General features: G+C 61.7%; 14 protein-coding genes. All 14 read left to right on the forward strand.

Annotated elements, in window-relative coordinates; all coding sequences use genetic code 11:
* The first annotated feature begins 101 nt into the window (after window positions 1-101).
* The 14 genes from BH95_RS26815 to BH95_RS26880 all read left to right on the forward strand — a co-directional run bounded on the left by BH95_RS26815 (window position 102) and on the right by BH95_RS26880 (window position 14,698).
* Window positions 102-650, forward strand: coding sequence for an SAF domain-containing protein (locus tag BH95_RS26815; protein WP_230591630.1), 549 nt, complete (start codon window positions 102-104; stop codon window positions 648-650).
* A 3-nt stretch (window positions 651-653) separates the two neighbouring features.
* Window positions 654-1,478: a hypothetical protein gene (locus BH95_RS26820; RefSeq protein WP_015586073.1), complete on the forward strand. Its 825-nt coding sequence runs from the start codon at window positions 654-656 to the stop codon at window positions 1,476-1,478.
* 32 nt (window positions 1,479-1,510) lie between these two features.
* Window positions 1,511-3,139 (forward strand): CpaF family protein, encoded by a 1,629-nt coding sequence (locus BH95_RS26825; protein WP_015586074.1) that lies wholly within the window; start codon window positions 1,511-1,513, stop codon window positions 3,137-3,139.
* A complete protein-coding gene (locus BH95_RS26830) occupies window positions 3,139-4,017 on the forward strand; it encodes a type II secretion system F family protein (RefSeq protein WP_052047795.1) in 879 nt (292 codons plus the stop codon). Before BH95_RS26825 ends, BH95_RS26830 begins: the two co-directional genes overlap by 1 nt.
* Window positions 4,014-4,937: a type II secretion system F family protein gene (locus tag BH95_RS26835; protein WP_032364991.1), complete on the forward strand. Its 924-nt coding sequence runs from the start codon at window positions 4,014-4,016 to the stop codon at window positions 4,935-4,937. The genes BH95_RS26830 and BH95_RS26835 overlap by 4 nt, the downstream gene beginning before the upstream one ends.
* A gap of 169 nt (window positions 4,938-5,106) precedes the next feature.
* Window positions 5,107-5,337, forward strand: a complete 231-nt coding sequence (locus BH95_RS26840) for a hypothetical protein (protein ID WP_015586077.1) — start codon at window positions 5,107-5,109, stop codon at window positions 5,335-5,337.
* A gap of 38 nt (window positions 5,338-5,375) precedes the next feature.
* Window positions 5,376-5,801 carry a type II secretion system protein gene (locus BH95_RS26845; protein ID WP_015586078.1) on the forward strand — a complete coding sequence of 142 codons (426 nt, stop codon included), beginning with the start codon at window positions 5,376-5,378 and terminating at the stop codon, window positions 5,799-5,801.
* Complete coding sequence (locus BH95_RS26850) at window positions 5,798-6,256, forward strand: TadE family protein (protein WP_015586079.1); 459 nt, start codon at window positions 5,798-5,800, stop codon at window positions 6,254-6,256. Before BH95_RS26845 ends, BH95_RS26850 begins: the two co-directional genes overlap by 4 nt.
* Window positions 6,256-6,723 (forward strand): pilus assembly protein TadG-related protein, encoded by a 468-nt coding sequence (locus tag BH95_RS26855; protein WP_015586080.1) that lies wholly within the window; start codon window positions 6,256-6,258, stop codon window positions 6,721-6,723. Before BH95_RS26850 ends, BH95_RS26855 begins: the two co-directional genes overlap by 1 nt.
* Before the next feature lie 124 nt (window positions 6,724-6,847).
* Window positions 6,848-10,510, forward strand: coding sequence for a LysM peptidoglycan-binding domain-containing protein (locus BH95_RS29875; RefSeq protein ID WP_015586082.1), 3,663 nt, complete (start codon window positions 6,848-6,850; stop codon window positions 10,508-10,510).
* 115 nt (window positions 10,511-10,625) lie between these two features.
* On the forward strand, window positions 10,626-11,249 hold the full coding sequence (locus BH95_RS26865) for a hypothetical protein (RefSeq protein ID WP_015586083.1): 624 nt from the start codon (window positions 10,626-10,628) through the stop codon (window positions 11,247-11,249).
* A 1,060-nt stretch (window positions 11,250-12,309) separates the two neighbouring features.
* On the forward strand, window positions 12,310-13,824 hold the full coding sequence (locus BH95_RS26870; RefSeq protein WP_015586085.1) for a hypothetical protein: 1,515 nt from the start codon (window positions 12,310-12,312) through the stop codon (window positions 13,822-13,824).
* Window positions 13,825-13,870: 46 nt separating this feature from the next.
* Window positions 13,871-14,500, forward strand: coding sequence for a hypothetical protein (locus BH95_RS26875; protein WP_139278539.1), 630 nt, complete (start codon window positions 13,871-13,873; stop codon window positions 14,498-14,500).
* 9 nt (window positions 14,501-14,509) lie between these two features.
* Window positions 14,510-14,698 (forward strand): hypothetical protein, encoded by a 189-nt coding sequence (locus BH95_RS26880; protein ID WP_015586087.1) that lies wholly within the window; start codon window positions 14,510-14,512, stop codon window positions 14,696-14,698.
* The last annotated feature ends 602 nt before the right edge of the window (window positions 14,699-15,300 follow it).

The raw sequence follows: 15,300 nt of genomic DNA on the forward strand, positions 1-15,300 counted from the left end.
CAAGAGAGGCATCTCCTAAGCCGGGCCATGACTTCACCGAAGTCGTATCCACCACCAAAGTGCGCCGTCGACGGTCGTACTGGATCGCGGGAGTCGCCTTGATGACCGTCGCAATCGTAGGAGCGGTCTTTTTGGTGAACGCCATGCGCGCCACCACGACAATTCTGGTGCTCGCCCGCGACGTGCCACAGGGGGAGACGATCACCACCGACGACCTCAAAACCGCAGAGGTCAACAGCGATGCGACCATCGCGACCGTTCCTGCCACAGACAAAGCATCGGTCGTGGGCCAGAGCGCAGCAGTTCCGCTCCTGAGCGGATCGGCACTGAACCCATCGTCGTTCACCAACGCCGTAATCCCCAGCGGGGACAACACTTTGGTCGGCATCACCGTCGCAATCGGCAAACTTCCCGCAGAGCCACTGCTCGCAGGCGACAACGTCCGGATCGTCGACACTCCCCGAGATCAAGACGATTCCCCGGTGCAGGGTCCGGTCACCGCGAACGCACAGGTCGTTGCCGTGAAGGACATCCCCGAGACCGGACAGACGACAGTGGACGTTCTGGTCAAGAAAGACGAGGCCAGCTGGATCGCCGCCCGAGCCGCCACCAACCGCGTCGCCATCGTCCTCGACTCCCGGGAGCGCTGAGCCATGCTCGTCACCCTGACCTCGATCTCCGGCTCGCCAGGCGTCTCGACGACCGGCCTGGGCATCGCTCTCACCGCAGACTCCCGCAAGCTGCTGTACATCGAGGCCGATCCGATCGGATCGTCCCCGACGCTGGCCGGGTACTTTCACGCGCGCCGCCGGCACGACCGATCGATCATCCAACTGGTCGAGCCGAACAGGCACGGCCGAATAGGCCCAGCCTTCCAGCACCAAATAGTTAGAATCGGGCCGTTCGATCCAGAGGAGCCGACCAAGGCGCAAGGATGGTTCGTCCCCGGCCTGGTCAATGCAGCTCAAACGGAATCGATGAAGTCGACGTGGGGCCCGTTGGGGGCACATCTGGCGTTGTTGTCGAAACAGGGCGGCGGTGACCTGCTCGTCGACGCCGGTCGCCTCAATCTACGGTCCGGACATCAAGACCTGATCCGTCACAGTGACGTTATCGCCATAATGCTCAGACCGACCAGGACCGCAGTGGCAGCGGTTCGTGCTGGCTTGGGCCCACTACAGCAGCATCTGGAGAATACGAAGTCGCCGGCCAGCATCGGCCTCATTGTCAGGGGTACCGAGCCCTACAGCGCAGCCGAGACCGCCGCGGCGACCGGCCTCGACGTCATCGCAGTCCTTCCCGAATCACCGGTACACGCGCAAGTTTTTTCCGAAGGTGCCTCGCTCAGTAATTGGCGGCGACGTCGATCAAGCTATCTACGCGCAATCGACGGAACCTGGCAAAAGATCGAGCGCTTCCACGAAACGCACCAGCCCGTATGGATCGCCAACTCGCCATACAGCTCACAGCCCGCGTAACGAGCCGACAAGGCCAAAGGGAGAACACCCGCATGACCAACAACGCCCCCGACTTCGACTACGACGAGCGACCAGCCCTACCCGACCTACCGATGTTTGCCGCCGATCCGATCATCCTCGACGATGGCGACAACGAGATAACTCGTTACAGGAGCGGGCAATACGGCTCCTCATCTGCAGGTCTGCTCGCCGCAGCCGGCAAGGACGGTCGCCACTCCCACCCGGAACCCGAGCGACTCGAGACGGTCCCGTTCACATCGCCATCACCATTTCCAGCTGAGCGGTCGGACGTCGCGAGGACCAACCACCAATTGGTCAAGCAACTGACCAAAGAAGCATCCGAAATCCTCTCTCTCCGTAAGACCCAACGAGCAGATCAGGCCCTCAACCCTGAGCTGGGCGTCACTGCCATGACCCCGGACGAGGAGCGTGAGTCGGGCAGGCAGATCGTCATAGATCTCGTCAGCAAAGAAGTGCAGTCCGCGATCGACACCGGTCACGAACAGCTGAGCGTCCAAGAGGAACAGACGCTGGTCAAAGCGGTCTTCGACACGCTGTTCGGACTCGGCCCACTTCAGCCGCTCGTCGACGACCCGAACGTCGAGAACATCCTCATCAACGGCGACAGCGTCATTGTGATGTACCCCGACGGGAGTCTGCAGGCACGACCGCCGATCGCGGACAGCGACGAAGAGCTCTACGACTGGCTCACCAACCTCGCGCAGCGCGCACCCGGTGGTGGACGACCGTTCTCGCAGGTCAACCCCAACCTCCGCCTCAATCTGCCCGGCGACATCCGCTTGTCCGCGATGGGCTACTCGGTCCGCCATCCCAGTATCGCCATCCGCATGCACCGCCACAAGGATGTGACCATCGACAAGATGGTCGAAATGGGTGTTATGCCCCAACTGTTGTCCGAGATCCTCAGCGCCGCAGTCATCGGTGGTGCCTCCATCGTGATCTCCGGGCCCATGGGATCAGGTAAAACAACCAACCTTCGTGCGCTCGCCAACTGCCTTCCCCTGCAAACACGGATCGGCACAGCAGAGACAGAGTACGAACTGTTCCTCGACAAACTCGACGGTCGCAGACCGTATGTTGTTGCAGCCGAGGCAATCACCGGCGGCGGCGAACGAAACGAGCTGACCGGAGCGCTACGCGGCGCGACGACGCTGTCCGACATCCTTTACCAGTTCGTGCGAATGCAGCTCGACCGTGTCATCGTCGGAGAGGTAGCCGGCGGCGAGATCATCGACATGTTCAAAGCAATGCAGATGGCCAAAGGCTCCCTGAGTACCACGCACGCCGAGCATGCCGCCGGCGCGATCGACCGCCTCGTCACCTGCGCCCTCGAAGCAGGAGTGCCGGTCGAGTACGCCTACCGCCAAGTGGCACACCACATCAATCTGATCATTCAGCTGCAGACGGACTACGAATTTACCGACACCGGCGAGAGGCGTCAGGTCCGATTCGTCAGCGAGGTCATCCATATCGAGGCCGGCGAAAACGCCATGCCCGCAGTAACCAAAATTTACGAAGGAAAGCCGGGCGGGACCGGCGAATACGGAACTTTGCCCCCAGCTTTGCTCCGCAAGCTCTACGCAGGCGGTTTCAGTCCGAACCAAATCCCCATCAACACGATCACAGGTGGTGGGCTCTGATGTACACGTTCACGGCCGTCGGTATCGTCCTTGTCTTTGCCGCCGGGATGTGGTTTTTTGCCAACGGAATTCGCGATCGCCGCGACCCGACTGCGCCGACACGCCACCGCACCTCACGTGCGCGGATTGCCCGGCGGACAAAATTACTCCTCGCCATCGGAACTGCCGTCGGCCTTGCTGCATGGCTCCTCAGTGGATGGTTCGTACTCTTCCCCATCATTCCGATCGCAGCAGTAGGCGTCCCCTACCTACTCGGATCGTCAGCCGCCGCCGACGACATCGAACGCCTCAATGCCCTCGAAGAATGGGTGCGCAACCTGACTGGAGTGCTCGCAGCAGGATCCGGCCTCGAACAGGCCATCATCGCAACGCACAGGGGAATGCCTCAAGCATTGCGTCCGGAAATTACGAGCCTCATCACGCGCCTGCGTGGCAATGTGTCGATCGACGAAGCGTTGCTTCGGTTCGCAGACGATCTCGACGATTCCACCGGCGACTACGTGGTCGGTGCACTGCGGCAGGCAGCTCGCCTGCGCGGCTCCGGACTCACCGCAGCCTTGAAGCGACTTTCAGAATCGGTGGCAGAGAACGTGCGCAACCGCAGAACGGCCGAAGCGGAACGGCAAGGGCCCCGCACGACCGCTCGCGGGGTCACCGTCATCACCGTCGTTGTCATCGTTGGGTTGTTCCTGTTCACCAACTACATGGACCCGTACAAACAGCCCCTCCTCCAGCCCGTTCTGTTCCTCGAATTCATCGGTTTCGGCCTGGTGCTCGGGTGGATGAAGCGATACACCTTGCCAGTGAAATACCCCAGGTTCATCGGCACCAAGGACCGCGACGCAGCAAACACCGCACGTGAGAGGAGCGCAGTATGAACAACTTCGAGCTCTGGGCGATCGCCCTTGCCGCTCTCGCCGCTCTCGGCTTGATCCTCCTCGTTCTCCGCATACTGCCGGCCGACCCAGCACTCGGCGATGCCATGGAACGACTGTCCGGTGCAGCCCCGGACCCGTACACCGTCGACACCCGCGGCGGTGACGACCTCACCGGTTCGGATGCCCTGTCCTACAAGGTCGGTGCCCGCTTCTACCCGCGGCTGCGATCGCAGGCGTGGTTCAGGATCCCGACCGCGGACCTGGCGATCCTCCGAGAAACTCCACAAAAGTTCATCGGAGACAAAATCCTTTCCGCTGCAATAGGTCTGATCATCGCGCCGATTTCGATCGCACTCCTGGCGCTGTTCGGCATGGCAGTGCCCCTGACTTTTCCCGTAGCCGGTTCCCTCGTCCTGGCGCTGGTGGGATTCTTCGCGCCCGACGCCGACGTCAAGACTCGCGCCGCTAGTGCCCGACTCGAATTCACCCGAGCATTGGCGGCGTTCATCGACTTCGTTTCGTTGAACCGAAGTGGCGGCGTCGCTGCATTCCAAAGTCTCGAACGCGCTGCCGCAGTGGGCGATAGCTGGGTGTTTCTACGTCTGGATGCCGAGCTTCAGAAAGCGTCCCTCGCCGGACAGGCACCATGGGCTGCTCTGTCCAATCTTGCAGCCGAACTGGCGCTGCCGGAGTTGGGAGATCTCGCGGACATCATGACCTATACCGGCGACCAGGGAGCGAGCGTGGCCGACACTCTTGCCGCGCGGGCCGGAGCGCTCCGCAGTGCCCTGCTCTCGAAAGAACAAGGCGAAGCAGGAGCCAAAACGAAGAAGATGGACGCACCTCTCGGCACCTTGGCCGTGCTGTTCATGATCATGCTGATCGTGCCGGCCGGAGTGAACATCATGGGCGGCGTCTAGACCGAACAACCCGAATGCGTTGTCATTCAACGATCAACTACCAAGTTTGAGCTGTGCAAACACCGATCCGTGCACTTCACCTGCTCGAAGTGTCCGGTCTTGGCGATAGTCTGACCGGCATCCAGAACCGTCATAACCAGGGCTTTTACATATCGAAGGGAAACGTCACATGGCAGCATCGCGCACAATCGCAAACCGGATCGCAGCAACCACCGCAACACTGTTCGCATTGGCACTGTTCTCCTATACCCGGATGACCGAGCGCGCCGGCGGACGCAAAAGCGACAAGGGCTACAGCATGGAGACCGTCGTCATCACCGCCGGCCTCGTCATCCTCGCCATCGCTATCGTCGCCGGAATCACCGTGGTTGCACAGCGCTACCTCAACCGAATCCAGTAACCCCACCACTCGCCCAACGAGACAGGGGAGGACCAGCGTTGCTCACCGACACACATGTACCACTACGCGAATGGCTCACCCGCATACGTCGAGACGACCGCGGCGCAGCCCTCGAAACAGTCGTGGTATTCGGCGTCGTCCTACTGCTCTTCCTCATCGCAATCCAGGCAGCTCTCTACGCTCACGCACGGACCGTAGCGATTTCGACCGGTGAAGAAGCTCTACGACAAGCGCGATCGCAATTCGGCAGCGCTGCGGCCGGAACAGCGGCGGGCTACGCCTTCGCATCCACCGCCGGCCCGACGACCCTTCGAGCACCCGTCATTGTCGTCAACCGAGGCTTGCGAGAAGCAACTGTCCAGATCACCGGACAACCCATCCGCCTCATCCCCTTCTTCTCCCTCGACATCAATGTCAGCGAGACGCTTCCCGTTGAACGAGTCACTGCCCCAGGAACCAGATGAACACCGCGAACAAACTGCGCCAGCTGGCAGCCGCAGCCAGAGCCGACGACCGAGGATCGGCCCTGCAGACTGTCATCGTCGCCCCCGCCACACTGTTCCTGATCGCACTGATCGTCACCTTCGGCGTTCTCGCGCAAGCGCACCAGAAAGTAGTCCACGCCGCGAACGAGGCCGCGCGTACCGCCTCCATCGCGCGAACGGCGTTCTCCGCAGCCCCCGATGCGCAAGCAGCCGCGCGAAACGACCTGGCAGCACGAGGGCTCACCTGTTCCGCTCTCAACGTCAACACCGACCTCGGCGGATTCAGAACTCGCCCCGGCGTCACGGCTTCCGTCTCGGCCACCGTCACGTGCGTCATCTCCCTCGACGCACTCGGATTCCCGCAAGTCATGGGCTCACGGACCATCACAGCAACCGCGACTTCACCCGTCGACACCTACCGGGAGCGCGCCTGATGACCGAAGCACTACGCCGGGCGGTGGCCGCCTGCACACGGCGAGACGCGCACAACGACGCCGGAACCATCGCCATGTGGAGCGTCATCACAGCCATGGCGTTGCTGATCATGATGGGTCTCGTCGTCGACGGCGGCGGCAAAGTTTACGCCAAGCAGCGCGCCGAGCAAGTCGCTGAAGAAGCAGCCCGCGGGGCAGGACAAGCCATCATCGAACCACTCGCAGTCCGCGGTACCAACGTCGTCGTCAACCCGCTGACAGCCCAAGCCAAAGCCACCAAATACCTTGCCGCAGCAGGAATCCCCGGCGTCGTCGTGCAGACCGGACCGACAACACTGCTGATCACCACCACAACGACCTACCAACCCCGTGTCCTCGGTTTGATCGGCGTCGGGCCACAGCAGATCATCGGAACAGCCACCGTCAACCTGAACCGCACCAACCTCGGAATCCCCGGCACACCATGACCAATCGACCGCAGAGCAGACGAGTCGCAGAACTCCACGAGAAGACGGAGGACGTGATTCGACAGCTCGCGGCGCAACGCTGCACGACCCCGGCCACCCTGCAGCCATCGGAAAGGACACCCGCATGACCACCATCCGACGGCGCTTGACTGGTTTGCTCTACCTGATCGTCCTACTCGTCCTCGTCGTCGGAATTCCGCTCGCACTGTGGACATTCCGCGGCAACCCAATACCGACGACGCTGCCCGATCTCGACCAGATCAAAACAGCTCTGACCACCCAAGACGACGGATCACTCTTCCTCGGATTCGTGACCTGGATCGGCTGGCTCGCCTGGGCCACCTTCACCTTCAGCACCGTCATCGAACTCGTCGCAGCACTACGCGGCATCAAAGCACCTCAACTCCGAGGCCTCGGCTTCCAGCAGCGAAGCGCCTCCGTTCTCATAGGCGGAGCGCTCATGCTGGTAACAGCGGGCACCGCCACAGCCCAACCCCTCACCGCCACAGCACTACCGCTCTTCGACGCCCCTGCCCACTCGGCACCGATCCAAGTAACGCAACAAAGCCAACCGCATCCAGCAGAAGCCCCCGCCCGCCCCATCAACGGGGAAACCATCACGGTGCAGCAGGGCGACAGCCTATGGAAACTCGCAGAACGCCACCTTGGCGATGGCTTTCGATACACCGAGATCAAGCAACTCAACGCCGACGTCCTGACCGTCGACGGATGGCTGCAACCAGGATGGAAACTTCAGCTCCCCGCCGCCGCACCCACAACCGTCGACGGGGCCTACACAGTTCGAGAAGGCGACAGTCTCTGGAGCATCGCCGAGCAACATCTGGGTGACGGACACCGCTACAAAGAAATCATCAACGCCGACGGAACTGCACCGTCGACAATCATCCACGTCGGCCAGCAGCTCACCGTCAACGATCAAACCGCCGAGACCGTCACGCCCGAACCGGGTCCGGTTGCTTCCCCCGACCCGGCCCCGGTTGCTGCCGCTCCTGTACCTGCTGCTGTGCCCGAACCGACCGTCGCTCCTGAACCGGCCCCGGTCGCTGCCGCTCCCGAACCGGCTCCGGCTGCCGCTCCTGAACCGGCCCCCGCAGCAGCGCCTGAACTGTCCTCCGCTGCACCTCTCCTGGGTGGCACCGACGTTCCGGAACAAGCGGAGATGGTTCCGGGCGGTGACGAACAGGCTCAGGCAGAAGCGCAGGCCGCTGCCGCCGCCGCTGCGAAGATTTTCGGCATCGAACTCAACAGCGCTTCGTCACAGCTACCTGCTCCGACAGCGGCGGCTCCTGAGCCAGCGCCTGCTCCAGCAGCCCCTGAGCAGGCAGAGGCCCCCGCCCCGTCGGCGGTTCCTGAGCCAGCGCCTGCTCCGGTGGCCGCCCCTGAGCCAGCAGAGGCTCCCGCCCCGGTGGCAGCTTCCGAACCTGCTGCTGAGTCCGCGGGCGCAGATGTTGTGGCACCCGGGCCGGCACCCGCTCAAATGCCTGCTCCAGCGCAGACGTCGTCACCCAGTCCTGCTGCAGCTCCCGCCCCGACTCAGCCAGCCACCCAGATCCCACTGAATACATCGACGACAGACCCGGTATATATCGCCGCCACTGCGCAGCCAAGCGATGTCTCCGAGGATCAGAACAGCACATTGTGGCTCGGTATCTCAGCCCTAGCGGCCATCGGACTGGCTGGGGCCTTCGGGCTGCGCCGGCACCGTCAACAGCACGATCGCCGCAGAGGCGAGACCCTCCCTCAAACCTGGGGCGCTGCAGCAGTTGTGGAAGAACAGATTCATTCTGCAGCGGACAACAACGTCCTCACGCGGCTCGACGAAGCACTGAGGACTATCGCCGAACACGCTCGGACACAGGGCAACGCACTGCCGGCATTACTCGGCGCATTCATCGGTCCCGATGCGGTGGAGCTAGTAATCCTTGATGACTCCGTACTGCCGGACCAGTGGCTCAGATCAGAGACCGGCACCTGGACCCTCCCCGCCGACGTCCGGATCGCCCCAGCACCCACCACAATCAGCCCGTACCCCACGCTCGTGACACTCGGTTCCACAGACGACCGAACCCAAGTTCTTCTCAACCTGGAAGAACTCGGCTACCTCGGCGTCTCAGCTTCACCAGAGCACGCCCGCGGCACTCTCCAGGCCCTGGCCCTCGAACTCGTCGAATCCCCGCTCGCCGACAATCTGCACCTGACGCTGATCGGTTTCGGACAGGAGCTCCCCGAACTGTTCGGCAACGGTCGAATCGAGCACACCGACCAACCAGGCGAAGTGCTGGCCAGACTCGCCCGACAAGCCGAACGTGACCAAGACACCCTCGTCGAACAACACATCGACAGCATTGCAGCGGCCCGTTCGATCTACGACACAAGCGAAATGACCGCCCCCGAAGTAGTTCTCATCGCGAGTCAGTTGACGGCCGACCAACAGCAATCACTCGATCAGATCCTGGCCGCCACACCGCGCGTGGCGTTCGCTGCCGCCAGCACCGCCAGCACCGCCAGCGAGAACACCCAGGCCGCGTGGACACTCGACATCGTCGACCGCAACACCGCAAGCCTTGTCAAACGAGACACCGACGGCGGCTTCGCATTCCAGCCAGCATTTCTCGAGCCGGACCAATATGAAGGCATTACCGCCTACCTCGCGACCGCCACACAGCCAGCTATCCCCACAGAGTCGTCCATGCACGACCCCTGGGCTGCAGCCGAAATCGACGCACACCTCACCGACGCCGAAAGCGCTGAGACCTTCCTCGACTCCGTCACCACGATCGACCCCACCGACCAGCTGCTGCTGAACGGAACTACCGCATCGGAGACCGCCCCCGACGTCACAAACGTTCCGACCTACAGCCCGGACGCCGCGCAGTGGACATCCCCAGAAGCGATCAGGTACGACGACCAGGCCCCACCCATCGCTCCTGTCGCTGGTGACGTACCGGCCCCGGGACATCTCTGGCTCCATCTTCTCGGGAAACCAGCAGTCACCACCCCGACCGGGGAGCCACCCAAGGACGGCCGTGAAGTACTCCTAACCGAGATCGCCGCTCTTCTCTCCATCCACCCGGGAATCAAACACGACTCCATCGACAAAAAGATCTGGCCTGCAGACAATTTCGACAAACTCCCTCTGGAGGATCAGCCGAAAAAGAAGGCGACACGACGCCAGAACTACCTCTCGAGACTGCGAAATTGGTTGGGAGAGACAGAGAACGGTGAGCAGGCATTTCCGAAGCACGGCGACCGCACCGGCCGCACCGGCTACCGACTGCACCCCGATGTCCGATCGGACTGGGACTACTGGCAACAACTGATCGACACCACTCCGGCCGCCGCCACCGATGCGGAATTGCGGACGGCTGCAGAACTGGTAAACGATCAACCATTCGCCGGGACACGGTCAGACCGTTACGGGTGGGCACGAAACCTACAGCAGCACATGATCTCGACCCTCGCGGATGCCCTCGAAGAGCTCGCCACCAGACAAATAAAGACCGGAGATCTTTCCGCCGCGCTCACCACCGCAAACCGCGGCGTCACCGTCGAACCGTTCCGAGAAGGTCTCTGGAGACTGGCGATCATCGCTACCCACGGGAGCGACGAGATCAGCAAGACCCAGGAGCTGATCGACCAACTGCTCGCGAACCTCGCCGACATCGATGTCGACCCAGAACCCGAAACCGACGAACTCTTGCGCGCCCTCGCGCAATTCCACAATGGCGGCAACGCCCTCTACCGGATCGGAGCAATAGCCAGTTGATAGCAGTCGCGTCAATCGAGGTGTCTGAAGTGTCCGGTAAGCACGTTACGGTCCAAACAGCCGCACCATTATCGTTATCGCAGTACAACGCACAGAACAACGTAGGGGGTCCACGATGATCAGCACACGACGTCGCACAGGCGCGGCAATCCTCGCAGTAGCAGCCGCTGCAAGCATCAGCGTCGCATGCGGGAGCGGTGACATTGAGGCGACCCCCGTAACGACCACCACGCAGCCGGTCCTCACGGGACCAGAGGGCGTCGAAAAGTCCCCGGAACAACAGGCGACCGAGCAGGCAACAGCAAAGGTGAATGAGTTCTTCGCCGTTCTCGCGAAGGTCGAGAGCGATCCTGCTGTAGACATCAACATGCTGGACTCTGTTGCGAGTGGAAAGATCCTCGATCAGTTGAAGGCAAACGTGAACCTGCGCCGATCTCAAGGAATTGTCTCCACGGGTGCTGCGACTGTCGCAGATGCATTCGTGACGGAACTGCAGGCACCAAAGGATGCTGACGGGAACCCAATTAAGGAAGAAGCGTCGGCAACATTGCGAGTCTGCATCGACAGCTCGAACTATGACCAGATCCGTCCGGACGGCACGAGTGTGCTCCCTCCTGACCGAGTCCGGCGGGAGCTGGGCAAGCCGACTCTGGAGAACGTGGCGTGGCCAGATTCATCAGGCTGGCGCATTGTTTCCGATGCAGTGACTTCTTCGGGTACCCCATGCGACGCACCATGATCGACGGTTTGGCAAGTAGGCAACTGGAATCCATAAGGGCGGTGGGTCATGCGTAAGCCGCTTGGGGTTATCGCATCAGTGCTTCTAGTTGGAGTGTTCAACGCGAACCCAGTATTTGCGCAGCCGGGGATCGGCACCGGAACTGGCGGTGCCTTCGGCGGAGGCTTGGGTGGTTCGACAGTTGTGGTCGAAGGTACGTACACGAGTGTGCCGTCAGGGGGTGGAACGACTGGATCCGCGCCAGCTGCTGTGGGCGGGGGAGGTGGTGGGAGCGCCGCGCCGTCCGGACCGCCGCTCGAGTTCGTTCCGTCGACTGACGCCGCCAATATGACGCTTGTTCGAAATGCTGATAGTGGTGCCCCGATGGCAGTGAACGTCGTTAATGATGACGGCACAACATGGTCCTGCGAAGCGGCCGGTCCGTGTGTTCAAATTCCGGACGTTGGGGTGCCGGCTACGCCTCCGGTGGTCGACGTTATGACCGTTGTCGGCCAAGCGGTTACGGCAATGCAGTTGGATCCGCCCGGAATAGGCATCACCCCGAACCCCGCAAACACAGGTGCTGTCGGCCTGGTTGGTCTACCCGGCTGGTTCTGGGTCGCTGACCCACGGGAATCGACAGTCGGCCCCGTGACCAGAACTGCAGCAGGACCGGGTGTCATAGTTTCTGCTACAGGGGTCAATACGTCCGTGGTCGTCAATTGGGGGGACGGATCCGTGCCGTCGGTGTGCCCAGGTGCGTTACTGCCCTTCACGCCGTATACCGATGTTGCACAAGGGCTTCCAAGTCCGACGTGCGGCAATATCGTTTATCACAAGACGTCCACTACCGAGCCCGGTGGGACATTCAAGGTCTCCGCGACATCGAATTGGCTCGTCACGTGGACAGCGACGACACCCAACGGGACGGTCGGTGGAGTCATACCCACGCCGCTGACTTCGCGTACTGAAGTTCGGATTGGTGAACTGCAGGTCCTGGTCACAAATTAGAGCCGTGCGCCCCCGCTCCTCGGGTGCGAAATTGAGTCACTCCAGGCTTACCGGTTTGTAGGCTGGTGGAATGCCTGAACGGTTGACTGTCAACGTCACGATGCCACCGGAATTGGCTGGGGGGCAAGTGCAGGCCTACCTGGAAGAGTTGGGGTTCGAGGTCGCCCACACGTCCGCGCCCGATGTGTGGGCGTTAACCGAGCCGGCTGCCAGCATGGACTGTGTCGATTTTATGACCGTTCGCACCCTGTCGGGTTCGGAAGCGGACGTCGATGACGAGCTCGTCGACCTCCCGCAAGACCCTTACGTCTCCAGGCTGGACCATGGGCGAGTCGTTGAGGAGCGCCTTCGCGCGATCAGACAGATGAGCGCGGGTGCGGTGGGATCGTTCCTGTACGGACTCCAGCTACCTGTCATCACCGCCAGCGATCGAGCCTTGTCCGCGGCAGTACAGGACGCGAGTAGGGAGTTGGCCGGAACTTCGGACGACGATGACGAGCATCCGTTCGACCGGCATGCTGTCCACGTTGTTCGCTATGGCAACGCCACGCACCGTCGGATCAGGTTTCCTGGTTTCGTGTTACGTCTGAATCAGGACCCCGAACTTCTCGACGACATACGACGCGGGCCGATCGACGTCGATGAGACCATTTTCGCGTCGGGATCGTCGATCCTGAGCAGTGTCTTGATTCCCGCGAGCCATCTCGGTCCGTTGTTGGCCGCACGGTCTCCATGGGTATGGGCGTTTCAAGCGAACAGGGTGTCGGGTGCGGTGATTTTCACTCTCGGCACAGATATTGTCGGGAGGTCTCCTGTTCCGTACGAAGCGCATCAGGTACTTCCCCGATCACCAGTGGGTCGCCTTCCCCAGCGGCAGGAGCCGCCGGCACCGGAGGCGTGGGGTGCGGCCGTCGCTTGGTGGGTTGCTCAGATGAACTCTGTTCTCGGGCATCTCCTGAACCCATGCCTGTTCGCAGATGCTGACGGTGACTACCTCCCCTATGCGCAGCAGAACCGGTTGATGGAATTTGCGGATCTTCTGCAACGAGTTACCTCGACGCTGCTATCGCTGCACGACGACTACGCAGCCGGAGTTCTGATGTGGTCAGCAATGGACCTGATCGAGGCGACCTGGCTTTCATGGGATCTCACGGCACTGTGCAAGCCCTCGGTTGCGGCGAAAGCGCTGCAGCAAGTTCGAGAACGTATGCCTGCTGATGTTCAGTCCGTCCTGCTTCCGTACGCGGCTTTTGGTGTGGAAGCGTTGACCGAAGTGGGGGACGGGTTCTTCATCAAGAATTACCGTAGGTCGGAGAAGGTAATTCTGAAGCTGCCCGGTGGAGCGGACAAATCCCTGTCACTCGATGACGCAGTGAGTCAGTTCATGCGTTTGCGCAGGAACACTACACACGGGTTCGACAAACCTGATCCCGTCCGTGACCGACTTTTCGCGCAACACAACGGCCGGCTGCCGGCGACACTGATGTACCTGCCGCTGCTGTACTTGATGTACATCATGTCCGATCCTGATGACCTGAGACGTCGTCTGCTCCGTCGATCCGCTCGAAGACGCAGGACGCAGTGAGAGGTGTTCACACACGTTGCCGGTGGTGTGCTGAGACAATATTGCGGTGAGTGTCATGGTGCGCCGGCTGATGGGTGCGGTGTGGCCGACGAGGTTCGGCGCAGCCGAAATTGATGTCGAAAAGGGGGCGCTAGCAGTGGAATCGAACGACCGGGGTGGGCGCGAAAATGCTTCACCGGACTCCGCTGCTGGCGAAGAGATGGCGTCCGAGCTCAACCCGGTGAGTGTCGAGCTGAATCCGGCGGCAATCGAGATGGTGCACGCGAGCATCGAACGGACGCTGGATTCTCAGGAACGCCGAGTGACGAGCATCGATCAGCGCGGGGGTGTGCTGCTGGGATTCGCGGGCATTCTGGTGGGGATCGTGTTGCGCAATCCCGCGGGGATCGGTGTGTGGGAGGTTGCGGGTGCTGCCCTGGCCGGTGCGGCGGCAATCATGGCGGCATTCGTGATTGCACCCAATACCGCGTCGGGGCTCAATCCGGAAGTGGTGTTGGAGGAGTATTCGACAGTCGATGAGACGACGGGCCGGTTCGAGATCGCGTCGACACTGGTGTCGATTTATCAGGTGACAGAGATGCGGCTTCGGAGCAAGCTGATGCGGTTGCGGATCACGACGGGTCTGTTGGCTGGATCTGTGCTGGTGTTGCTCGTGACGGCTATCATTCGGATGTAGGAGGACATCATGGCTACGGTGAACGAGCAGCAGAAACCTGATCGACCGGTGGGCTCGGCGAGCCCGGCGACGGCGTCGCGGCGTCGCAAGGTGGCCTTGCGTCCCAATCCTCGGCTGGTGGGCAACTACGAGGGCAGTTCCCGCACGATCGACGAAGTGCGACGCCAGATAGAGAAGCAGCAGGGGGCGTCGGCGTGACGGCCTCGAAAGATCAGAATCCGCCGGCGGGGTCGTCGGCTCCACGTGCCAGCGCGCGCCCTGTGGTGGTGGTCCCGACATCGGCTGCGGGTGATCGCACCATTGTTCGGGCAGCACCCAACGAGAGAGCTATCCGCAGCATCACTGCGGGGGCTGCACCTCAAAATGTGCGGTCCGCTGTCCGCCGCGAGCACTAATTTCGCGCGCACGCCTTTGCGCTGTGTCGTAGATGATCCAAAATTGGGCTAGCAGACGGTGCCAAACGTGTTCGTCCAGGTCGCCGATCTGCAGCGTCGACTGTGTCTGCTCCCGATCACGCTTGGCCGTTACCTGGGCAGCTGTGGTGATCGATGCAGCAGCGGGGGAGGGCTTACGATGCGGCCACCGACCCGCGTCGAGTGCTCGATGTAGTAGTCGAGCATCGGGTGAAACTCGGCAGGGTAATCCCTTAGCCAAAAGCTTGCACGGTGTTCGACGAATTTCGACGCAAACCCCGCGACACTCAGACAGCGGTGGTGTGGGCAACCGGACCGCATGTATGGATCTCATAGCGATACTCCATTGCCGCGTGTCCGAACGGCGAGGACCAAACGTGGCACAAC

Origin of the sequence: Rhodococcoides fascians A44A, from assembly GCF_000760735.1 — a bacterium.
Lineage (GTDB): Bacteria > Actinomycetota > Actinomycetes > Mycobacteriales > Mycobacteriaceae > Rhodococcoides > Rhodococcoides fascians_E.